The organism is Acinetobacter sp. 1124_18A, from assembly GCF_052824995.1.
Map to the genome: position 1 here is coordinate 516183 of NZ_VTDF01000002.1, position 21272 is coordinate 537454.

Sequence of the window (21272 nt, forward strand, 5' to 3'; positions counted from 1 at the left end):
CCATTCGTAAATCTTGTTCATTTATTTTGGACTTTAGGTGAATGGATATATAGCTACAGATAATTGAAAAAAAACTATAGCACACCTCACAATTGCTCCAGACTGTTATAGTTTTATAAAAAATTTCTGTATCTAGATATACAAAATTAGCGAGTGCATGATTAAGAAAGCTTCTTAAGGTAGGTAGTTTTCATGAAACGATCTATGGTGCATCGTCAGATATTTCATCAATGTTTCAATGCAACATGCATTTTTACAAATGCAACATCAAGCATAAACTTTGTTAACAGATTGAGAACAATTAATCGGTCTATTCTCTTGAAATATCAAGCAATTATATTACTTCACCCTGTTGGCATTTTACTTGCTAAGAACATTTATCACAGAAGTAAGTTCAATTGTCAAAATACTTTATTGCCTGAAAATAAGTATTTAACTCATTTAATCATCATCAGCTAGTTCACAGGGGGAAAGTTTATGAGCCTCGGTCTAACCGCTCTAGAATTAGCGCGAATACAATTTGCTTTTACAGTATCCTTCCATATTATTTTTCCGGCCACTTCCATCGGTCTTGCCTGCTTTTTAGCAGTGCTAGAGTGGAAATGGTTAAGAACCCAAAACCCGATTTATAAAGATCTATTTAAATACTGGATTAAGATCTTTGCCGTTGCCTTTGGTATGGGTGTGGTCTCGGGCGTGGTCATGAGTTACCAGTTCGGTACTAACTGGAGTGAATTTTCACGTGTCGCCGGAAGTATTACGGGTCCTTTACTTACCTATGAAGTCTTGAGTGCCTTCTTCTTAGAAGCAGGTTTCTTAGGCATTATGTTATTTGGTTGGGGACGTGTTGGTCCTCGAGCCCATTTCTTCGCAACACTTATGGTTGCCATCGGAACATGTATTTCCATGTTCTGGATTTTATCTTCCAATAGCTGGATGCAGACCCCTCAAGGCTTTGCCATCGAAAATGGCATTATTGTGCCAAAAGACTGGTTTGCAATTGTCTTTAACCCGTCCTTCCCTTACCGCTTTGCCCACATGGGTGCAGCAGCCTTCTTGGTTTCATCATTATTGGTCGTCGGAACATCTGCATGGCATTTAGTAAAAGGCCGTCGTGATGAATTAGTGAAAAAATCGTTCTCGATGGGTCTCTGGATGGTGCTTGTGACTTCATGTTTGCAAGTAGTGATTGGCGATAATCATGGTTTGAATACTCGTGAACATCAACCTGCCAAACTTGCGGCAATGGAAGGTCACTGGGAAACCAATCACAATGAGCCTATGCCTTTATTGTTATTCGCAATTCCAGATATGAAAGAGGAACGTAACCACTTCGAAGTGGGTGTTCCATATTTGGGTAGCTTAATTTTAACGCATAGCTTAGATGGCCAAGTGACAGGCTTAAAAGATTTCGCACCTGAAGATCGTCCCAATTCAACAATTGTTTTCTGGAGCTTCCGTGTGATGGTGGGCCTTGGTGTACTCATGGTCACCTTGTCTTTAATTGCACTTTGGCTACGTAAACGCGGAAAACTCTATGAAACTTCGTGGTTCCATAAATTTGCTTTAGTGATGGGACCTTCTGGTTATGTCGCAATGCTTGCAGGTTGGGTAACCACTGAGGTTGGCCGTCAGCCGTGGGTTGTGTACGGCATTATGCGAACTAAAGATGGACTTTCACATACGGTTTCCGCAGAACAAGTCGGACTGAGTCTGTTTATTTTTGTGGTGGTCTATACCATCGTTTTTGGTAGTGGTATCTACTACACCTTAAAACTAATTAACAAAGGCCCATCATTTATTGATACACCAAATGTTGAAACTGGTGGCGTAGGACACTTTAAAACACCAATGCGTCCACTTAGTGCAGTCGATGAAAATATTGACAGCAAACAAAACTCTGGGGAGAACCGTCATGATTGATCTTTCTTTAATATGGGTCGGTATTATCGGTTTAGGTGTCATGATTTATGTCGTCATGGACGGCTTCGACTTAGGAATCGGGATTATGTTCCCATTCATTAAGAACAGCCAAGAACGTGACGTGATGATGAATACCGTGGCTCCTGTCTGGGATGGTAATGAAACGTGGATGGTACTCGGCGGTGCCGGTCTATATGCTGCATTTCCACTAGTCTATTCAACAGTTTTATCAGCACTCTATTTACCGATCATTTTCATGGTGATTGCCCTGATTTTCCGTGGCGTTGCTTTTGAATTCCGTTTCAAAGCCCATCGCACTAAACATCTTTGGGATTTAGCCTTTATCTGGGGTTCAATTTTAACTAGCTTTCTCCAAGGGATTATTTTGGGTGCTTATATTCAAGGGATTAAAACCGAAAATGGTATTTATGCGGGTGGATCACTTGATTGGTTATCTCCATTTACGATCTTTACAGGTATTGGCGTAGTCGCTATGTATGCCACTTTAGGATGTGGATGGCTCATCTTAAAAACTGAAAAAGGCCTGCAGCAACGTATGTATGAGCTTATGCCAAAGCTGATTATTGCACTGCTCATTATTTTTGGTGGCGTAAGTTTATATACGCCGTTGACCCATCCTGAAATTGCAGATCGCTGGTTCTCTTTACCAAACCTGTTTTATTTTAGCCCTGTGCCTATTTTGGTCTTATTGTTTGTCGGCCTGATTTTATCAGCGTGTAAAAAGCAGCAACATGACCTCAAGCCATTTGTATATACACTGGCTCTAGTCTTCCTTGCATTTACAGGCTTCGTCATTAGTTTATGGCCATATATTATTCCGCCATCAGTGACTATTTGGCAGGCAGCGGCCCCTCACTCCAGCCAGATGTTTGCTTTGGTTGGCGCACTGATTCTGATTCCAATCATTATTGCTTACACCATTGTGTCTTACTGGGTATTCAGAGACAAAGTTCGTGTAGGTGATGAAGGCTATCACTAAATTTATGGGGGTTTTATGAAAAAGTTATCAGTCAAACTCAATCAAACCCAATGGTTTATTCTGCTATGGCTTGCTGGCTTTTTAGCTTTAGGTGTTATTGCGGGTTTGTTTAAAGTCATATTGATTTATGCCGCCCCTTATTTAAAGTAATTCCAACTTTCTAAACAAATGCCGTTTGTAGATTCTGCAAACGGCATTTATTATGAGTAAGTGCATCTTTTATTTTGTCATTTTGGGCAGCCCATACATGTATAAATCTGAACAACTTGCCCATAGTATTCGCCAACTTATTGAAAGTGGCACTTTAAATGCGCATGAAAAATTACCATCATTAAGAGATCAAGTACAACGTTCTGGTTTTAGCTTAATGACCGTCATGAATGCCTACCAAGAACTTGAATCGCAAGGCCTTATCTATTCAAAAGAAAAATCAGGTTATTTCGTTGCTGAGCAAATTGCTCTTAAACCTTTAGAGCAGTATTCAGTTGTTTCACTTAACTCTAAAATTGAAATTAATTCTTTAGTTTTTAAATATCTTAAATCGATTCAACATGAATCTGTCGTACCTTTTGGCTCGGCCTTTCCAGATAGTCAGCTTTTATATGCGCCAAAGTTAATTCAGATTATGGGACAGCTTGCGCGTCAAAAAAACAGTTATGACCAGACCACAAGCCTACCTCCGGGTAATTTAGCATTAAGAAAACTAATTGCTCAGCGCTACTGTATGCAAGGTATACAGACCGACCCAGATGACATTGTCATTACATCTGGCGGATTAGATGCGCTTAATCTTTCTTTGCAAGCAGTTGCTCAGCCGGGCGATTATATTTTATTACAGCAAAACGTATTTTATGGCGCTTGGCAGGCAGCAGAACGTTTAGGTCTAAAAGTGATTACGATTCCTGAACACCCTCAACATGGTTTTGATCTAGAGGCTTTTGAACAGGTCATTAATAATTATCCGATTAAAGTATGCTGGCTTATGCTAAATAGCCATAACCCAATTGGTTTTACCGTCAGTGATGACATTAAATATAAAATTGCCAAGTTGCTCCACGAAAACCAAATTTATTTGATTGAAGACGATGTCTATGAAGAGCTTTTTTATGGTGGCCAAAAACCACTTTCAATGAAGTATTTTGACCAGCAAAATCTGGTGCTTCACTGCTCGTCTTTTTCTAAAACATTAGGAGCAGGTTTTCGGGTCGGTTGGGTCTATGCGGGTAAATTTTCAGACCATATTCAGCACTTGCAGCTCATGAGTACCATTTCAGTGAATGCACTCATTCAAAATGCATTGGTTGAGTTTTTGTCTCATCATCATTATGAAAAGCACTTGCGTACTCTACGACTTTCACTCGAACGTTATAAAAAACAGTTTTATCATTATTTAAAACAAAACCTGCCTGCTTCATACGAATTGTACTACTACCCAAGTGGTTATTTTCTTTGGGTTAAACTCCCTAGCACGCTAGACAGTATGCGAGTTTATGAAGAATTGATCCAACAGAATATTGGTGTAGCTCCAAGCCAATTATTTAGTGTTTTACCCTCGCAGCAGCATTATTTACGAATCAACTGCTCTTTTGAATGGAACTCTAAAATTCAAGATGCATTAGATCAAATCATTAAAACCATTCAGCAATAAGATAAAGCAGGTTCATCAATCAACCCTTCGACCTAAGCACAATTTTATCGTTTTTATTTTGTGGTAACTTGATCGTTCAAATCTATAGTTTTAAGGGAAGCAGGTTCAAGGTATTTATATGGAAATTGATGAAGAACTTACCCTTAAAAAAATACAGATTTTTTTAGCTTTTATGCGCTGTGGAAATTTGTCTAAAACAGCGACAGAAATGGAGCTGAGTAATGTCAGTGTTCACAAAGCGCTTCACTCTTTAGAAAGCGCTTTACGTTGTCCTCTTTTTAAAAATGAAGGCCGTAACCTGATTCCTTTAAAAAGTGCTTATGTGTTTGAAGAACGGGCGCAAAAAATCGTACAAGACATTTTTATTACCGTAAATAAAACTAGAGAAGCCGCTGGTTTTGCAGCCAAGGTCTTACATTTAGGTTCGCTTTATTCTTTAACTGTAAAGACACTTCCAAATGTGATTAGCGGTCTTAAACTCAGACGTAGTGAGCTTGATATCCAACTTTTACTCAGCTCAAATCAGGATTTGGTAAAAAAACTTAAGGCAACGGAACTTGATGCCATTATCGTGGCGTTAAATGAAACGACTCAAGACGATGACTTTGAAATTTTACCGATGTTTTCAGACGATATTTTTCTAGCAGTCAATAAAGATTCTAAATATACAGAGTTTAAAGATATTGATTTAAGCCTTTTGAAAGAAGAGACTTTTTTAACTTTAACTAAGGGCTTTGCCACTCATAATGACAGCGACATCATTTTTAAAAAAGCTGGCTTTTCACCTAAAGTTGCTTTGCAAGTGAATGATATTTTCACCTTAATTAGTATGGTCAGCTCTGGCGTCGGTTTTGCCCTATTGCCCGGCCGTATTTCGGCTGTTTATGAAAGTTCAGTTAAACTTATTCCACTTAAACAGCAATATCACATGCAACAGGAAATTGGCTTGGTCTTTCTAAAAAGTAAAGAACGCGACCCTAACTTACTTGCTCTGATTGCTGAATGTCGCATGTTTGCGTCTAATTTTAAAAGATAAAAATAAGGGCCGTTGTTTTAGATAACAACAGCCCTTTTGTTTAAGAATTAAATATCTATCAGCCTACCAAAGCTTTAACCGCAAAGAACAAAACAGTCGGCCCCATTAAGCAGCCAAGACCTGTATGGAACGTTGCCGTGAGCGCACCGTAAGGCACTAAACGGCGATCTGTCGCTGCTAAACCAGCTGACACACCACTGACCGTTCCAGCTAAACCACCAAAAATCATGGCAGAACGTGGATTATCTAATCCCATAAATTTTGCGGTCAGCGGTGTTGAAACCATCACACAAATTGCTTTTACCAGACCTGTTGCAATTGAGAGTGCCATGACCTCAGAACTTGCTCCAATGGCAGCGCCTGTCACTGGTCCCACAATATAAGTCACTGCACCTGCACCAATTGTGGTAATACTTACTGCATCGCGATAGCCAAAAATCCATGCAAACATACAACCAACAATAAACGGCAAAATGGTTCCGAGAAATAAAGAGAATGCGCCAATAAATCCAGCTTTTTTCGCTTCAGTGGCTTGCACCTCAAATGCCGTTGCGACAATGGTAAAGTCACGAAGCATTGCACCGCCCATAAGCCCGACACCCGTAAAGAGCGCAAGATCGGTAATACCTTTTTCGCCGCCTGTCATTTTTCCGCCAAACCATGCCAAGATTAAACCAATCACAATTGCAATGGCTGAAGCATGCACTCGTCCCTTGGTTAAATATTTAGATAGCTTGGTCGACAACCACATAATTAAAGCAATTAAGGCAAAAGCTGTAATTAAACCTAAATGGGTTAAGTCCTTTAATAATAATTCAACCATGAACTTTGCCTCCAATGCTGTTTAATGTGGTGTCTTCTTCCTTAGGTAAAGGGCTTGCTTTGTTATAACGACTTAAACCTGCAATGGTAAATGTACAAACAACTACTGAAACAACCGCCGCAAAGAGTGCCATATGCCCACTAGATAATGCTGTAACCACATTTTGTTGTGCTGCCATAGCAACAACAACAGGAATATACATGGTGCCCCAGAATGAAACGCCTTTTTCGGTTTCAACTGTCATTACGCCACGTTTTTCCATCCATAACCGTATGCAAATGAGTAAAATCATGGCGATACCCACGCCACCAACATTAGACTTTACGCCCAATAAAATACCCAGTAGATCGCCAACAATAACACCCACCAAGGTGCAAAGTGCGAGTAAACCAACTCCATATATAATCATGACAATCCCTCATATCCTTGGATCATTTATACTTTTGTAAAATCAGATTCAAACAGAAAAACAATTGGCCTGTTCTTTTTGCATTGCCATCTGAATGCTGTCTATGCGTGTCCCTTGAAGTGACAACACGGTTCCTTCCTTAAATGTTCGACGTGCAAGTGTAGTGAGCACCGTTCCTGGCAAAGCCTCAACCTGTAACCTCACACCTCGCTCCCATGCAGCTTGGATGGTACTTTCCCAATCTACAGTTCGACTCATATTAAAAGCCAAGTCATCACCAATCTGTTCTGGCCTGCTAAGCGTACGAGCCGTTGTACCACTTAAATAACGTATTTTAGGCTGCTTTAAAGTAAGTCCCTCCATAGACGCTGCAAGTTGCGTTGCTTGCTGACTTAATAATTCACAGTGCGATGGCACCGATACATCTAATTTTTTTGCCACCACGCCTTGTTGCTTTGCCAAAACAGCAACTTGGTTCATGGCTTCAAAGCTTCCTGAAATAACGATCTGGTTATGTGCATTAATATTTGCGACAAACACCTCTGGCGTTATTTCATAAATCTGTTTGACCCATGTTTCAACAGCTGTACGGTCTGTACCAATCAGGGCAGTCATACCATATCCAGTTGGATAGGCGTTTTGCATGAGTTCACCTCGATAGGCAACTAAACGAACGGCGTCCTCAAAGGCTAAAACTCCCGCTACAACCGCAGCCGACCATGCACCAATCGATAAGCCCGCAACATAATCTGGTGTTAAGTTTTCAGCAGTTAATAGTGCTGAACTCACCACACCTGAAATAAGTAAACAAAGCTGTACTGAACGTGTCGATTGCAATGCAGCCGGACTATCCAACATCAAGACATCTTCTTTGAGTGCATCCGATGCACGCTCAAGGTATTCTTTAACCACAGCGGTTTGAGGTAAGTCGTGCAACATGTTGCCTCGTTGCACACCTTGTCCCGGATATACCCAAATCGAAGCCATGATATCTATTCCCTAATTCCATGGGTTTTCTACTAAAACAGCACCATCAGGACGTTTCAATAGAACTTTTCCACTGTTCCCAGCCCATTCTTTTAACGCTAAACCACCTTGTGGAAGTTGTAGCTGTATATCCACATTCAGTCCTGCTTGCTGAAAAGTTTCGAGTAGCTCAATCGCCTGTTTTTTGGCAAAAGGTTGTTCAGCTCGAATCAATAAATCTATGTCACTTTGCTGACTTACCGTTTCAATGCCCGTTGCCAGTTCAAACCCGAAACTTCCCGTATATCCCCAACAACCTGAAAAGTTTTTCATAATGCTAGAAATGCTCTGTAAACATCCTGCCAAGTGCTCAAACTGCTGCGTATCTACGCGAGTGAGTGCTTCTGGCTTAAGCTGTTTGCTAATTGCAGATCGTGGCATTTGAGCTGCATATCGTTGATGACGAAATTGTCCTCTTACACCCACAGCCACTTGATCTACAGGAGTAATTGCCCGTCGAACTACAACAGGGTCTCCACGATGTAGCGACTCTCTCACCCAAGGTGGAGCATCATCAGCCAAGTAATCGACCGTCATGCCCCACAGTAAATCATGGGCTTCAAGCTTAAGTTTCATGACCATTGCTCGCGCAATAATTCACGGACTTTTTTAGACATTTGACGGTTTTGGCCGTGAAGTCTCTGTTCTAATCCTCTAGATTGATCAGCATTAATTTCTTTAAATGCTTGAGCAACCACCTGTTTCGCTAACAAAAGATCATCAGTTGTCGGTTGTTCAGGGTTTTCAACAGATAACAGTTCAGATAACAAACCAAGCGTTGCATAACTTTCAATGTCATAAGCCATTGGAGGAATGCTGGAAGCCAATTGCTCTAACTCATCAACCGACCGTTGGGTTACACGTGCAGCAGATTCCTTACCCATCGCATGCACCATAACACCTGAATCTTTTAAGGCAATAATACGATTGGCTTGGTATCCATGCGCCAAGAAAGCACCCGACATCGACTTACCTACCAATAAACTCACAACGGGATGGCCTGCCAATCTGGCTCTGGCATAACTATCTACTGCACCTGCTAAAGCTTGATGAATACCTAATAATTCTTCACGGCGCCCATAGGCCTGACTTGGGACATCAACCAAGCATAAAATGCCGCGTTTATTTTCAGTCTGTGCATCGGCTTGAATCACGTCATCGACTGCTTTTGCTAAATTCCAGCCTTCCAGCAGTCCAACTTCACCTTGTCTTGCCCGAGGGAACAGATTATTACTGTCTTGAACAACAGCAATAACACGTACCGCTTGCTGATCAATTTGACCATCAGCCACCCAAACTGAAGCTGGAAAACCTTCAACGGTCTTAAAACCCTGTGTAAATGCTTTAAACCAATGTGCACCACGTGTAGATGCTTTTAATGTATCAACGGCGATATTCATACTTGCTCTCCTTGATACAAAGCCTGAACCTGTGCTGGAGTAATCTGCTCAGCAGTATCAACTTGTTGTAGCTTCGCTAAATAGAATGAGTAATTTGAACTACGATGCTGATGAGGCAAGCCTTGGGTTAAATAATCGATGACTTGCTGACGAATTTTGTGGCGATCATCGTCAACAAAAGCATCTGCCAAGCCACTAGCAAACCGTTGGTTCCCACCAGTAATACTCCATATAAATGGACGATCTTTGGCGTTATATTCTTGTACACCAGCTTCTTGTTCAATCACTTGCGGGCCATTTAAGCCTAAACGTCCTTCTTTTGTCATTACAATATAGCTACATAGTCCAGCTGCAATTGACATACCGCCGAAGCACCCTACACTGCCAGCAACTACGGCAATCACAGGTTGATACTGACGTAAGTTCACAATTGCAGCCTGAATCTCAGCAATGGCTGCCAAGCCCAGATTTGCTTCTTGTAAGCGAACACCGCCCGTTTCTAATAGTAAAATTGCCGCAGTTGGAATACCTTTCAGATTGTCTTCAACCGCAAGTTCTAAGGCACCTGCAATTTTGGCACCACCTACCTCACCTAAACTTCCGCCTTGAAATAAACCTTCAATTGAAATTAAAACCACTGGGCGTTCTTGAATAGATCCTTTCGCAATCACCACACCATCATCTGCTTGCGGGACAATATTTTGCTTAACGAGCCAAGGCGACATAACACGTGCAAATGGGTCGAGTAGCTCTCGAAAAGTCCATTCATCTAATAATGCTTTGGCACGCTCTCTGGCGCTGAGTTCAATAAAATCTTGTTTATTTAACAAACTCTGAATATCAGTCATGAGCAATCTCCTCCAATGCTTGTTCCAAACGTAAGCGAACGACACCGGGAGTTGCACCAAAGTCATGAATATCAATATTGACCGCTGGCGGTATTTGCGCAGTAAAAATCCGTTCAAAAAGATTGTGCCAACGTGCTGCACTGCCATCTACCGAAGTCACTACCTGAATAGAGGTCTTTCCCTTTTCACCGGGTTCCATCAAAATTTCTAAATCACCCGAGCCAACACATCCTACCAACGCTTTTTTTAGAGGTGGCTCTGTTGCCACAAATTCAAAATGAAGTGTTTCCATAATCAAAATCCCTCTTTATTTTTTAAAGATGACTGCTCAACACGATCTATAAACAAAGTGGCTGCCAACAAATCTGCGGCACCACCTGCGGAAGCTTTCATTCGAAGCAGGTCAATCTCTAAAAGATGCAAAGCACGTCGACCTTCTAAGCTTGAGCTACCGCCCAGATCCAGTACTTGCTGAGCACCTTGTTGCATACGCTTTAAACCAGATGTTCCAGAGCGATAAAGCACACAGGTATCGGTCAGATCGGTCATCATGGCAAGTAAGGCATCTAAGCGAGCGAACTCCTCTTTCATGGGTTTACTACGACTTTGGTAAAGCTGCTTTAAGCCAAAATTTACGATGGTTGGAAAACCTTGTTGAGCCTGTTCTTTGGCACCTAAGATGCCTAATTTCTTTTGTACCTGCTGACCATGACTCAAGGCCTGCTCTGGAATAAAACGATCTTCAAGCTGAGCAATCTGGCCTGCTAACTGGCATAGTTCAACAGCCGATAAGTACTGTTGATTCGTGCGCGCTAATGCTGCTGCAGTTACCATTAAACCCAAGGCCCAAATTGCACCGCGGTGTGTGTTGACACCATCTGTTACCAACATCATGGTGTTTTCACCTTGGCGACCAATTTCACCAATGTCTTCGCGCAAGGCTAAACAAACCTCACCATGATGCTTTGCAGCTTGAGCCATTTCTTCAAACATCGGGCGTAAACTTTTTGCAGAGCGCTCCATTAACTCCAAAGTCAGGTCATCATGTGCACCACTGCCACGGCGATCAACCAAAGCTGGTTTAGGCGTCAGATTAACTTCATCAATCAAAGCCTCAACCGCTAAACTTGCCAAAAGCTGACTATCGCTAAGTATTTGATATTGAACTTGTGACATCATTACCAACTCCTAAATTTTGCAGGGGGTTGGTATAAACCATCTGACCATGTCACCAAGTCAGCAATATTTTTTGCAGCTAAAAGCTCACGTGTTGCATCGGTGCGGCGAATACCTAAATCTTCAGGGAATACCACCAGACCTTCGCTTCTTAAACGTGCTGTTGTTTTTGGGTCTTGAGTTAAACCAATACTGGTCACACCTGCCACCGCAGCAATCATTGCTTGGCGCTCTTCTTGGCTGCTTGCTTTATATAGATAAGCAATGCCTTCTTCGGTGAGTAAATGGGTCACGTCATCGCCATAAATCATGATCGGTGCTAAAGGTAAACCAGCCGTTTTAGCCACATCAATCGCATCAAGGCGTTCTACAAAAGTCGGCTTACCGCCCTCTTGGAAAGTTTCCACCATTTGCACAACGAGTTTTTTACCACGTGCCAAATAGGTTTCTGTTTCATTGGCACCTTGCAAACGCACATCTAACCATGCTGGCGTATCGTGACGACGTCCGCGTGGATCATGTCCCATGTTTGGTGCACCACCGAAACCAGCTAAACGACCTTTGGTAACAGTTGAAGAATGTCCCATTCCATCAACTTGTAATGTTGCACCAATAAACAAATCAACGGCGTACTGACCTGCAAGCTGACACATCATGCGGTTAGAACGTAAAGCACCATCACGACCTGTAAAGAAAACGTCAGGACGAGCTGCAACATATTTTTCCATACCGAGTTCAGTACCAAAACAATGCACGCTTTCAACCCAACCTGTTTCAATCGCTGGAATTAAGGTTGGATGCGGATTAAGTGTCCAGTTTCGGCAAATTTTTCCTTTTAAACCTAAAGACTCGCCATAGGTCGGTAAAATCAGTTCAATTGCCGCAGTGTTAAAACCAATGCCATGATTTAACGATTGCACATTATGCTTTTCATAAATTCCGCGAATTGCCATCATCGCCATGAGTATATGCACAGGCTTAATGTGTTTCGGGTCACGGGTAAATAACGGTTCGATATAAAATGGCTGATCTGCGACCACCACATAATCCACCCAAGAAGCAGGAATATCGACACGGGGTAAATCGCTTACGTCATCGACTAGTTCATTCACCTGAACAATCACAATACCGTCACTAAAAGCCGCAGGTTCAATCAGTGCCGGAGAATCTTCAGTACTAGGACCTGTATAGATATTGCCTTGACGGTCTGCCATAAAACCAGCTGAGAGCACCACATTTGGAATAAGGTCGACCACCAAACGTGAATATAATTCGATATAGGTATGGATCGCGCCAATCTCTAGCAAGCCATCTTCAATTAACTGACTAATACGCAAACTTTGCGGGCCAGCAAAAGAGAAATCGAGCTTACGAGCAATGCCTTTTTCAAACAGATCAAGATGTTCCGAGCGCCCAACGCTTGGCATGATCATATGTAAATCGTGCAAAATATCTGGATTGGTTTGTGCCAAAGAGCGCGATAAGAAATCTGCCTGCTTTTGGTTATTTCCTTCGAGTACAACCCTGTCACCCGGCGTAATCAATGTTTCTAAGACTTTAATAATGTCTTGGGTGGGAATTACCACTCCATCGGTATATTGGCTTGCCATCTCCAATTTTAGCTGTTTAGCATGACGCCGCTTTGTCCATAACCGTTCTTTATTCTGAACTGATCCTTCCATGTGCTTACCTATAGATCCCAGTTTTGTTCTGTATCTATAAAAACGCTTTATGGAATTTTGATCAATCAACCTACATCAGCGGTCGTTAACCTCAGGTTAATGATTTATTTTAAGGTGGCTAAAAATGAACCTAAGAGAATAAACTTACCAAACACCCTTTATGAACGGTTTTATTTAAAAAAACTGGAGCTCCAACTGTTCTGTATCAAACTATCAGATGATAGAATATTAAGTCTGATTATTCAGTTGCAATTACTTGATAAAAAATAGTTTATGACAAAACAATATAGATATCCCTACCGCCAAAAATATATATACATTTTCAAGTTTGGGGGTTGATACTTCGCTCTATATATAAACAGAACATTCACACTCATTGATGACCAAATATAATTAAAGGCCCTTTATGCTTCACAACACCATGCACCGCCAAGTATTAATTTTGGCGAGCTCCCAATCGCTTTTCCAAACCATATCAGTCATGGTTATGACCATTGGCGGTTTGGCTGGAGCGAATATTGCAAATACTCCAACACTTGCAACCTTGCCAATCGCATCTATGTTTTTGGGCACAGCTTTAATGATGTTCCCTGCATCAATGCTCATGGCACGTGTAGGGCGACGTAACGGTTTTCTGTTTGGTGCTTTTTTGGGTGTACTTGGTGGAATTATTGCCTCTATAGGTATTTTTTATAGCTCACTAACGCTTTTGGCTTTGGGCACATTATGTGTCGGAGCCTACCAATCCTTTGCCCAATTTTATCGTTTTGCTGCCAGTGAAGTAGCAGATGATGCATTCCGATCACGTGCCATTTCTTGGGTTATGGCAGGTGGAATTGTTGCCGCACTGATCGGCCCAACTTTGGCCCGTTTTGGTGGCCCATTATTCCAACATTTAGAATATATCGGTTCATTCTTAATTATTAGCATCATCTCACTTGTGGCAATGGGCATTTTATCTAGCCTACATATTGCCGATACAGTTGAGCAAAAGTCGGACTTTACTGCTGGTCGCCCATGGCAACAAATTGTCTTTCAACCCACCTATTTAGTTGCTCTATTTGGTGCAGTAACTGGTTATGGCATTATGATTTTAGGTATGACAGCCACACCTATTGCCATGCGACATTCACACCATGAACTTGGAACGATTACAACTGTCATTCAACTTCATGTGCTTGGTATGTTCCTACCCTCATTCTTTACTGGACATTTAATCGCTCGATTCGGAGTGCTTAAAATCATGTTTACTGGTCTTGTATTATTTGCTAGTTACATTGCTTTTTCCCTCTCGGGTATTCAGTTTGCATCGTTTGCAATCTCACTCATTTTATTAGGTGTGGGATGGAACTTTTTATTTATTGGTAGCACGTCTTTGCTTACCGGAACGTATACAGCAGCTGAAAAAGCCAAGGCTCAAGCCATTAATGACATGACTGTTTTTGTTGTCGGCTTAATTTGTTCTTTTAGCGCCGGTGCTTTACTCGATTTATTTGGGTGGGAAACAATGAATATCGCTTTAATACCATGGTTAGTGGTTACCGCAGTTTCCCTTTTCTGGTTAAGCCAAAAAAGGGGAAAGCAGCTTGTTTAAATCATTCTTATCGCGGTTTATTTAACATCCATTCCAAATTTTGGCGAACCGCAGGCCACTCATGTTTTAAAATGCTGTAAACGTGAGTGTCCCGTAAAATATCATCTTTCACGATTTGATGGCTTCTGAGTACCCCATCGAGCTTTGCGCCTAAACGTACAATTGCGGCTTGGCTTTGAACGTTTAAAGAAGATGTGCGTAACTCAACCGCAATACAGTCTAAAGACTCAAATGCATGAGCGAACAATAGCTTTTTACACTCAGTATTGACTGGCGAACGCTGTGCAGACTTTCGGTACCACGTCGAACCAATTTCTACACGGCGATGGGCTTCTTCAATATGCATTAAAGTTGTCATACCCAACGCTTGCCCTGTTTTTCGGTCTTCAATATAAAATGGCAACATAGAACCAGAACTTTGCAAACCAAGACGTCTTTCAATTTCAGCAGCCATTTGTTCAGGTCTTGGCACACGGGTATACCAAAGATTATAGAGTTCCCCATCACAAACTGCTTCTGCGAGTGATTCAGCTTGAGTTAAATCTAGCGGCTTTAAAATAACGTGTTCGCCAACCAGCTCAACAGGTGTAGTCCAAGACATTTTTGTCTCCTCAGTTGATATTAAAGTTTTATATTTTCAAAATTATTTATTTAACTCAGCCACACTATACATAGCGTCCGCTATGGTTTGATGACCAGATTTCGATAGGCCATCTGCCGCGCCTAATATGTCTCGACGTTCTTTGTTTTGCCCAAGTTTTGATTTTCCTCGCAACTTGGTAATTTCAATCTCAATACCTACAATGGCTTTTAACATCGGTTCAAGATAGTCCTTTGGTGCATCGGACATTTTCCATGGTTCAGGTTGAGATGCTTCGTGGGTACGGGTTAAACGAGCCACAACACCACGGACGTAACGTTCATCATCTCGAATGGTTACTTTGCCATAAGCATGCACAACCCTATAGTTCCATGTCGGTACTTGTCTGTGCTCTTCATGTTTGGATGGGTACCAGTTTGGTGAAATATAAGCATCGCCCGCTTGAAATACGACCAACACCTCATCTCCATTTTTAATGTCCTGCCAGACAGGATTAACTCTAGACACATGCGCAAGTAGTATGCCAAATTCCCCTTCATTTGCCTGTAATTCAAATGGAAGATGATTTGCATCTAAACCATGACTTCCATGAGTAAAAAGCACACCAAACGGATGTTCTGTAATAAGAGAATGCAACACATCCAAACGGTTTTCTGCATAATCATCGGGGATATACATGGCTAGAAACCTCACTGTAAATATCAGGGTTATTTATATTTTGTGTTGTAAATTTTCTAGTTTATGTGGTTTATTAAAAAGAACCACTTTGTATTTTTTTAAGTAGACCAGAATTATGGCAAGAATGGCAAAAGTTGTTGAACTTCCGTCGATTGCAAAGATTGATAAAAGCCAAGGAAAGATTAGTGCTCAATTGACCCAAGCTTTGCGTGAAGCTGTACAAAGTGGTGATTTACAGCCCGGCGATCCGTTGCCTTCTTCACGTGAACTGGCTCAAACACTTGGGGTCGCTCGCGGAACCATTATTGAAGCTTATGATCAGCTTTTAGCTGAAGGTGTTTTTGACTCTCAAGCACGAACGGGCACCTATGTGTCTCATGCTTTAACTAAAAAAACTACGCCGCAACATTCTCAAAAGGAAACCATACCTAGCTCAATCCCTTTGACCAAATCAGCACTTTCTTATGCTGAGGTACTCAAAGAATTTAAACCACTCCCGCATGTTCCATTTGCTGTATCTGTCCCCGTTGGACGTACCCAACCGAGCGATATTTGGCGCAAGTTCGGCAATAAATTTAGATCACGAGGTGCAGGTGCCCCTTCAGGATATGGCGAACCTCAAGGCGTGTTATCACTAAGAATTGCTATAGCCGACTACGTCCGCCGATCACGTTCTGTCCACTGTGAACCTGACCAAATCGTGATTACACCCGGCATTCAACAAGCGCTCTATATATGTAGTCAGATTTTATTTGAATCGAAAGATGAGGTCTGGATTGAAGATCCGGCTTATCGTGGGACCACAGCCATTTTTGAGCATTCTGTACAAAACATCGGCATGGTACGAGTTCCTGTCGATGAAGAAGGCATTGATGTTGAAACTGGAATTAAACTTTCTAAACATGCCCGCGCAGCGTTTGTCACACCTTCTCATCAATATCCGCTTGGGATGCCAATGAGCCTAGCAAGACGTACAGCTTTATTGGCTTGGGCAAAACGGGAAAATGCATGGATCATTGAAGATGACTATGACAGTGAACTTCGTTATAACGGTCAACCCTTTCCATCTTTACAAGGTATGGCACCCGATCAAGTGATTTATCTTGGTACTTTCAGTAAAGTCCTATTTCCATCACTCAGACTTGGTTATGCAGTGTTACCTAAGGAACTGGTAGCACCGTTTTGTGGACTCAGAGTGTTAATTGATAGACACCCACCTGCTGCTGACCAACACGTTTTAGCAGCTTTTATTCAAGAAGGTTATTTAGAGCGGCATATTCGACGCATCCGCAATGTTTATGCAGAAGTACGAGAACACATTATTGGCATGATTGAAAAACACATCCCTCAGGAACTTGCTTGGTTACAGCCTGGTGATCAAGGCATGCACATGGTGTTATGGCTTGCCCCTCATATTAATGACATTGAAGTTGCAAGTTCGGCAATTAATGCCGGCATTGCGATTAAAGCCATTTCACCGACATTTTCAAAGGAACAGCAACGTTCGGGGTTAATTATTGGGTTAAGCGACTTTGAACCAGAGCTTCTGCAACAAGCCATAAAAAAGTTATCAAAAATTATTCAGCAACATGACAAGCCAACTTAGATAAAACCTACAACAGCAACCATAGATGAATGGCAAATGGCCCAATGAGTACCATTAAAATACCTGCAATAACCATGGTTAAACTGGCAATCACACCTTCTTCACTATTACGCTGCTGTGCTCTAACTGTACCAAAACCGTGGGCTGCATTGCCGAAGGCTGCCCCATTTGCCACATTAGAACGGATTTTAGTCATCGCTAAAATCGCATCGCCACAAATCATACCGACTAAACCAGTAATGACTGTAAATAGTGAAACCAAAGCTGCCGAACCGTGAATATCTTCCGCCAAAATCATGGCAAATGGAGTTGAAATAGAACGTGCCATTAAACTGTTAGTCACTTCTGGGCTAAAGTGGAACCACTGCGCCATTTCATAGGCAGACATTACGCCCACACTCATACCCACAATAATTGCAATCGATAGCACCCCAAGGTTTTTACGAATCGTTTCCCGATAACGATAAATCGGTACAGCAAATGCAACCGTTGCAGGCCCTAATAAATTAACAATCCACTGCGTATCTTCAGCATAAGTTTGATATGAAATTCCAAAAATCGTCATCAAAATGATGGTGAGTACAGGCACACTAATTGCGGGTGATAACCAAAGTTTCGGATTTTTCTGATAGATTTTCTTTGCCACAACATAGGCGACCAAAGTCCAGATCAGACAAAGAATTGACCAGATATTCATGTCGTTTGCTCTTTAGATATGCTTATGTTGAAGACGTTTTCGAGCCTGTAAATAAGCTTTCAAACGATTGTAATAGTGAATCGTCAGACATGTACTGAGCATGACCGAAATGGTCCCAACCGCAATGCTCAAGACAATTTGCCATCCTTCGGTCATAAACAAGGTTTTATACTGCACTACAGCGACCACAACGGGCACGAAAAACAGCAACAGTTCACCTAAAACAACGGTTGCTCCCATTGCTACCTGATCCATTTTGATAATTTTAAAGAACAGGCATAAAAGCAATAAAAACATACCTAAAATGCCTGCCGAGACAGGTACGCCAAGTTTTTGATTTAAGAGATATCCGACCCACCAAAATCCAGCCAAAATTAGAATTTGTTTAACCAAAACTAAAAGTGAAGGTTGTGTGGGTGTTCCAGAAGCAGATTCAGTACTCATTTTGCGAAATTAAATGGTTAACTACACCATTATGCTAACTTGGTTGAACCTGCTAAATATGAATTATTCATGTTAATATCATTCCAAAATGGAATAATCTATTCTTTATTATGCTTTCTCTAAAATCACTACAGTGCTTCGTTACACTAGTAAAAACTAAAAGTTTTACCCGTACTGCTGAAGAGTTATATCTGACTCAGCCCACCATTAGTAAAATATTACAGCAGCTTGAAGAGCAACTTCAGGTACAGCTTTTGGTTAAACCCGATCACGGCCGTAAAAGACAAATCGAGTTAACCGAAATTGGAGAGCGCATTTATCAACATGCGATCGAGCTTCTTCAGGCAGAACAGAACATCTTTCTTGAAATTGAAAACTACCAACAATTAAAAACAGGAACTTTAAAACTTGGCGTTCCACCTTTAGGTTCACAGCTCTTAACCACTGCCTTGTTTGATTATCATCAGCAATGGCCAGATATTGAATTGGCTTTTATGGAGGTTGGTTCACGCGGTATTGAGCAAGCTTTGCTTAACAATGAACTAGACGTGGGTGTTTTATTGCAACCCTTTAATGAGCAAATCTTTAATAGCATTGAATTATGTAACTATCCTTTAATGGTACTTTTACGTCGAGATGCAACTTGGGCGACTCGCAAAAAAATAAACCTAGAAGAACTACAACATCAATCGTTTTTAATGTTTCCTGAAAATTTCTCTTTAAACAGTATTATTCTCGATGCCTGTAAGCAGCATGGTTTTTACCCAACCATTGCTTGCCGTACCAGTCAATGGCACCTTTTGGCAGATATGGTATTACAACGCATGGGCATTGCTCTCTTGCCACAATATTATACCGACATGCTTGACCCAACTTTATTTGCAGCGGTGCCACTCGAAAAACCAAATATTCAATGGCACTTAGTGATGGCTTGGAAAAAGAATCTTCCTGTTTCACCAGCAGTACAAGCTTGGCTTAGCATTATCCACCAACATTTTCAGCACATTAAGCCCTAACGTTAAGCACTGAAGTCGCTTAATTCAAAAACCGATAAAGCTTTTCCACAAAAAAGCTACCCAATCTTGGATCAGCTCACTTAGACTAGTTCACTCTGTTTTATGACATGGACAATAACAATGAATAATGAACATTTTAAGCTATACACAGATTCACAATTTCTAAGCCCCTACGCGTTTACAGTTTTTGTAGGGCTACATGAAAAACAAATTCCATTTGAAATGGCGACCATCAACTTAGGCCAGCAAGGCCAGTTTGAAAAATCGTACGTAGAAAAGTCATTAACAGCCAAAGTGCCTGTACTTGAGCATAATGATTTTGCTTTATCAGAATCTTCTGCCATTTTGGAATATCTTGAAGAGCTTTATCCAAACACATCTATTTATCCAAAAGATATTCAAGCACGTGCAAGAGCAAGACAAATTCAGGCATGGCTCAGATCCGACTTAGTGGCACTAAGAACTGAACGCCCAACCGATGTTATTTTTATTCAGCCCAAGTCCACTCCACTTTCAGAAGAAGGTCAAAAAGCGGCGGAGAAACTTTTCTTTGTTGCAGAAAAACTTCTAGCGTCTGATGCCGAATTTCTTTTTGGTTCATGGAGCATTGTGGATGCTGAACTTGCCCTAATGTTGCAACGTCTTATTCAAAATGGTGATGCTGTACCAGAACGCTTAAAGAACTATGCATTACAGCAATGGCAACGACCAAGCGTACAAAAATGGCTTACCTTGCGACATAAATAAATCCTTATATTTACACCAAACACGAGATAAAAAATGAGTGATTCAAACTATATCCCTCCACAAGTTTGGCAATGGACTGGAGAGAAAGCCGATTTAAACCAACCTACTTCAGGTGCTCGTTACGAGCATACACTTCCAGTAGGGAAACATCCGCTCCAGCTCTACTCTTTAGCAACACCTAATGGCCAAAAAGTCACTATTTTGCTAGAAGAGCTTTTAGCATTGGGTCATCAAGATGCTGAATATGATGCTTGGCTCATCAAAATTGGTGAAGGACAGCAATTTGGCAGTGGTTTTGTAGAAGCTAATCCAAACTCTAAAATTCCAGCACTGGTTGACCATAGCCAGAACCCGCCATTAAGAGTGTTTGAATCTGGCTCAATTTTGCTTTATTTGGCTGAAAAGTTTAAAGCTTTCATTCCGACTGATATTGCTGCACGTACTGAATGTCTCAATTGGTTATTTTGGCAAATGGGTAGCGCGCCTTACCTAGGTGGCGGTTTTGGACATTTTTATGCTTATGCACCCGTTAAAGTTGAATATGCGATTAACCGATTTGCCATGGAAACTAAACGTTTGCTTGATGTGTTGGATCAACACTTAGCAAAAAACGAATATTTGGCTGGTTCTGAATATAGCATCGCTGATATTGCAGCATTCCCTTGGTATGGTGGTCTTGTTAAAAACTGGGTGTATAACGGCGCAGAGTTTTTAGGTGTTGACCAATATAAAAATGTTCGGCGTTGGGCAGATACGATTTTAGCGCGCCCTGCGGTTCAACGTGGTCGTATGGTCAACCGTACTTTTGGTGATTTAGCTACACAGTTGCATGAACGCCATGATGCCAGCGATTTTGAGACCAAGACTCAAGATAAAGTTTAATCATCATTTTTAAATAAAACCCACTTTTGCTCAAAA

Annotated in this window: 23 protein-coding genes; 10 read left to right on the top strand and 13 right to left on the bottom strand. The window is 41.4% G+C overall.

The genetic code is table 11. The features are described 5' to 3' along the window. The first annotated feature begins 477 nt into the window (after positions 1-477). From FY048_RS06915 to FY048_RS06935, 5 genes are all read left to right on the top strand, one after another. On the top strand, positions 478-1923 hold the full coding sequence (locus FY048_RS06915; protein WP_446090627.1) for a cytochrome ubiquinol oxidase subunit I: 1446 nt from the start codon (positions 478-480) through the stop codon (positions 1921-1923). After that, on the top strand, positions 1916-2923 hold the full coding sequence (gene cydB / locus FY048_RS06920) for a cytochrome d ubiquinol oxidase subunit II (protein WP_309455528.1): 1008 nt from the start codon (positions 1916-1918) through the stop codon (positions 2921-2923). The genes FY048_RS06915 and cydB overlap by 8 nt, the downstream gene beginning before the upstream one ends. Positions 2924-2938: 15 nt before the next feature. Then, positions 2939-3073: a hypothetical protein gene (locus FY048_RS06925; protein WP_080645724.1), complete on the top strand. Its 135-nt coding sequence runs from the start codon at positions 2939-2941 to the stop codon at positions 3071-3073. A gap of 97 nt (positions 3074-3170) precedes the next feature. Then, positions 3171-4571 carry an aminotransferase-like domain-containing protein gene (locus FY048_RS06930; RefSeq protein ID WP_446090628.1) on the top strand — a complete coding sequence of 467 codons (1401 nt, stop codon included), beginning with the start codon at positions 3171-3173 and terminating at the stop codon, positions 4569-4571. 118 nt (positions 4572-4689) lie between these two features. Then, the gene (locus FY048_RS06935) at positions 4690-5607 is read left to right on the top strand and encodes a LysR family transcriptional regulator (RefSeq protein WP_446090629.1); all 918 of its coding nucleotides are present in this window, start codon (positions 4690-4692) and stop codon (positions 5605-5607) included. Positions 5608-5665: 58 nt separating this feature from the next. On the opposite strand, the gene madM is transcribed toward FY048_RS06935, so the two are convergent. From madM to mdcA, 9 genes are read right to left on the bottom strand one after another with little or no spacing between them, the layout of a single operon-like run. Continuing rightward, a complete protein-coding gene (madM, locus tag FY048_RS06940) occupies positions 5666-6430 on the bottom strand; it encodes a malonate transporter subunit MadM (protein ID WP_005132241.1) in 765 nt (254 codons plus the stop codon). After that, on the bottom strand, positions 6423-6839 hold the full coding sequence (gene madL / locus FY048_RS06945; RefSeq protein ID WP_016138482.1) for a malonate transporter subunit MadL: 417 nt from the start codon (positions 6837-6839) through the stop codon (positions 6423-6425). The genes madM and madL overlap by 8 nt, the downstream gene beginning before the upstream one ends. Before the next feature lie 48 nt (positions 6840-6887). After that, the gene (gene mdcH / locus FY048_RS06950; protein ID WP_446090630.1) at positions 6888-7826 is read right to left on the bottom strand and encodes a malonate decarboxylase subunit epsilon; all 939 of its coding nucleotides are present in this window, start codon (positions 7824-7826) and stop codon (positions 6888-6890) included. 12 nt (positions 7827-7838) lie between these two features. After that, positions 7839-8447 carry a malonate decarboxylase holo-ACP synthase gene (locus FY048_RS06955; RefSeq protein ID WP_446090631.1) on the bottom strand — a complete coding sequence of 203 codons (609 nt, stop codon included), beginning with the start codon at positions 8445-8447 and terminating at the stop codon, positions 7839-7841. Further along, positions 8438-9265, bottom strand: coding sequence for a biotin-independent malonate decarboxylase subunit gamma (gene mdcE, locus FY048_RS06960; RefSeq protein WP_446090632.1), 828 nt, complete (start codon positions 9263-9265; stop codon positions 8438-8440). The genes FY048_RS06955 and mdcE overlap by 10 nt, the downstream gene beginning before the upstream one ends. Continuing rightward, positions 9262-10113, bottom strand: a complete 852-nt coding sequence (locus FY048_RS06965) for a biotin-independent malonate decarboxylase subunit beta (protein WP_446090633.1) — start codon at positions 10111-10113, stop codon at positions 9262-9264. Before FY048_RS06965 ends, mdcE begins: the two co-directional genes overlap by 4 nt. Then, positions 10106-10405, bottom strand: a complete 300-nt coding sequence (locus tag FY048_RS06970; protein WP_446090634.1) for a malonate decarboxylase subunit delta — start codon at positions 10403-10405, stop codon at positions 10106-10108. The genes FY048_RS06965 and FY048_RS06970 overlap by 8 nt, the downstream gene beginning before the upstream one ends. A gap of 2 nt (positions 10406-10407) precedes the next feature. Next, positions 10408-11292, bottom strand: a complete 885-nt coding sequence (locus FY048_RS06975) for a triphosphoribosyl-dephospho-CoA synthase (RefSeq protein WP_446090635.1) — start codon at positions 11290-11292, stop codon at positions 10408-10410. Then, on the bottom strand, positions 11292-12971 hold the full coding sequence (gene mdcA, locus FY048_RS06980) for a malonate decarboxylase subunit alpha (protein ID WP_446090636.1): 1680 nt from the start codon (positions 12969-12971) through the stop codon (positions 11292-11294). The genes FY048_RS06975 and mdcA overlap by 1 nt, the downstream gene beginning before the upstream one ends. A 406-nt stretch (positions 12972-13377) precedes the next feature. Between mdcA and FY048_RS06985 the strand changes: the two genes are divergently transcribed. Continuing rightward, positions 13378-14565, top strand: coding sequence for an MFS transporter (locus tag FY048_RS06985; RefSeq protein ID WP_446090637.1), 1188 nt, complete (start codon positions 13378-13380; stop codon positions 14563-14565). Positions 14566-14572: 7 nt separating this feature from the next. Here FY048_RS06985 and FY048_RS06990 read toward each other — a convergent pair whose 3' ends face one another. Then, on the bottom strand, positions 14573-15166 hold the full coding sequence (locus FY048_RS06990; protein WP_446090638.1) for a GNAT family N-acetyltransferase: 594 nt from the start codon (positions 15164-15166) through the stop codon (positions 14573-14575). Between the two features lie 42 nt (positions 15167-15208). Next, positions 15209-15844 carry an FMN-binding negative transcriptional regulator gene (locus tag FY048_RS06995; protein WP_446090639.1) on the bottom strand — a complete coding sequence of 212 codons (636 nt, stop codon included), beginning with the start codon at positions 15842-15844 and terminating at the stop codon, positions 15209-15211. A gap of 115 nt (positions 15845-15959) precedes the next feature. Here FY048_RS06995 and pdxR point away from each other — a divergent pair, with 115 nt between their 5' ends. Next, entirely contained in the window at positions 15960-17450 is a 1491-nt protein-coding gene (pdxR, locus tag FY048_RS07000; RefSeq protein ID WP_446090640.1) for a MocR-like pyridoxine biosynthesis transcription factor PdxR, read from the top strand. Positions 17451-17457: 7 nt separating this feature from the next. Here pdxR and FY048_RS07005 read toward each other — a convergent pair whose 3' ends face one another. Both FY048_RS07005 and FY048_RS07010 read right to left on the bottom strand, forming a co-directional pair. Continuing rightward, positions 17458-18147: an LrgB family protein gene (locus tag FY048_RS07005; RefSeq protein WP_446090641.1), complete on the bottom strand. Its 690-nt coding sequence runs from the start codon at positions 18145-18147 to the stop codon at positions 17458-17460. A 12-nt stretch (positions 18148-18159) separates the two neighbouring features. Continuing rightward, positions 18160-18591, bottom strand: coding sequence for a CidA/LrgA family protein (locus tag FY048_RS07010; RefSeq protein WP_446090642.1), 432 nt, complete (start codon positions 18589-18591; stop codon positions 18160-18162). A 110-nt stretch (positions 18592-18701) separates the two neighbouring features. Between FY048_RS07010 and FY048_RS07015 the strand changes: the two genes are divergently transcribed. From FY048_RS07015 to yghU, 3 genes are all read left to right on the top strand, one after another. After that, the gene (locus FY048_RS07015) at positions 18702-19607 is read left to right on the top strand and encodes a LysR family transcriptional regulator (protein WP_446090643.1); all 906 of its coding nucleotides are present in this window, start codon (positions 18702-18704) and stop codon (positions 19605-19607) included. Between the two features lie 120 nt (positions 19608-19727). After that, on the top strand, positions 19728-20354 hold the full coding sequence (gene yfcF, locus FY048_RS07020) for a glutathione transferase (RefSeq protein WP_446090644.1): 627 nt from the start codon (positions 19728-19730) through the stop codon (positions 20352-20354). Between the two features lie 33 nt (positions 20355-20387). After that, a complete protein-coding gene (gene yghU, locus FY048_RS07025; RefSeq protein WP_446090645.1) occupies positions 20388-21236 on the top strand; it encodes a glutathione-dependent disulfide-bond oxidoreductase in 849 nt (282 codons plus the stop codon). The last annotated feature ends 36 nt before the right edge of the window (positions 21237-21272 follow it).

Bases quoted from the DNA above. Each gene is read 5' to 3' on its own strand.
- yghU (WP_446090645.1), top strand. From the start codon at position 20,388: ATGAGTGATTCAAACTATATCCCTCCACAAGTTTGGCAATGGACTGGA.
- pdxR (WP_446090640.1), top strand. From the start codon at position 15,960: ATGGCAAGAATGGCAAAAGTTGTTGAACTTCCGTCGATTGCAAAGATT.
- mdcA (WP_446090636.1), bottom strand. From the start codon at position 12,971: ATGGAAGGATCAGTTCAGAATAAAGAACGGTTATGGACAAAGCGGCGT.
- FY048_RS06970 (WP_446090634.1), bottom strand. From the start codon at position 10,405: ATGGAAACACTTCATTTTGAATTTGTGGCAACAGAGCCACCTCTAAAA.
- FY048_RS06930 (WP_446090628.1), top strand. From the start codon at position 3,171: ATGTATAAATCTGAACAACTTGCCCATAGTATTCGCCAACTTATTGAA.
- FY048_RS06915 (WP_446090627.1), top strand. From the start codon at position 478: ATGAGCCTCGGTCTAACCGCTCTAGAATTAGCGCGAATACAATTTGCT.
- FY048_RS06925 (WP_080645724.1), top strand. From the start codon at position 2,939: ATGAAAAAGTTATCAGTCAAACTCAATCAAACCCAATGGTTTATTCTG.
- cydB (WP_309455528.1), top strand. From the start codon at position 1,916: ATGATTGATCTTTCTTTAATATGGGTCGGTATTATCGGTTTAGGTGTC.
- FY048_RS06965 (WP_446090633.1), bottom strand. From the start codon at position 10,113: ATGACTGATATTCAGAGTTTGTTAAATAAACAAGATTTTATTGAACTC.
- FY048_RS06975 (WP_446090635.1), bottom strand. From the start codon at position 11,292: ATGATGTCACAAGTTCAATATCAAATACTTAGCGATAGTCAGCTTTTG.
- yfcF (WP_446090644.1), top strand. From the start codon at position 19,728: ATGAATAATGAACATTTTAAGCTATACACAGATTCACAATTTCTAAGC.
- FY048_RS06955 (WP_446090631.1), bottom strand. From the start codon at position 8,447: ATGGTCATGAAACTTAAGCTTGAAGCCCATGATTTACTGTGGGGCATG.
- FY048_RS06985 (WP_446090637.1), top strand. From the start codon at position 13,378: ATGCTTCACAACACCATGCACCGCCAAGTATTAATTTTGGCGAGCTCC.
- madM (WP_005132241.1), bottom strand. From the start codon at position 6,430: ATGGTTGAATTATTATTAAAGGACTTAACCCATTTAGGTTTAATTACA.
- FY048_RS07015 (WP_446090643.1), top strand. From the start codon at position 18,702: ATGCTTTCTCTAAAATCACTACAGTGCTTCGTTACACTAGTAAAAACT.
- FY048_RS07010 (WP_446090642.1), bottom strand. From the start codon at position 18,591: ATGAGTACTGAATCTGCTTCTGGAACACCCACACAACCTTCACTTTTA.
- FY048_RS06990 (WP_446090638.1), bottom strand. From the start codon at position 15,166: ATGTCTTGGACTACACCTGTTGAGCTGGTTGGCGAACACGTTATTTTA.
- FY048_RS06995 (WP_446090639.1), bottom strand. From the start codon at position 15,844: ATGTATATCCCCGATGATTATGCAGAAAACCGTTTGGATGTGTTGCAT.
- FY048_RS06935 (WP_446090629.1), top strand. From the start codon at position 4,690: ATGGAAATTGATGAAGAACTTACCCTTAAAAAAATACAGATTTTTTTA.
- mdcH (WP_446090630.1), bottom strand. From the start codon at position 7,826: ATGGCTTCGATTTGGGTATATCCGGGACAAGGTGTGCAACGAGGCAAC.
- FY048_RS07005 (WP_446090641.1), bottom strand. From the start codon at position 18,147: ATGAATATCTGGTCAATTCTTTGTCTGATCTGGACTTTGGTCGCCTAT.
- madL (WP_016138482.1), bottom strand. From the start codon at position 6,839: ATGATTATATATGGAGTTGGTTTACTCGCACTTTGCACCTTGGTGGGT.
- mdcE (WP_446090632.1), bottom strand. From the start codon at position 9,265: ATGAATATCGCCGTTGATACATTAAAAGCATCTACACGTGGTGCACAT.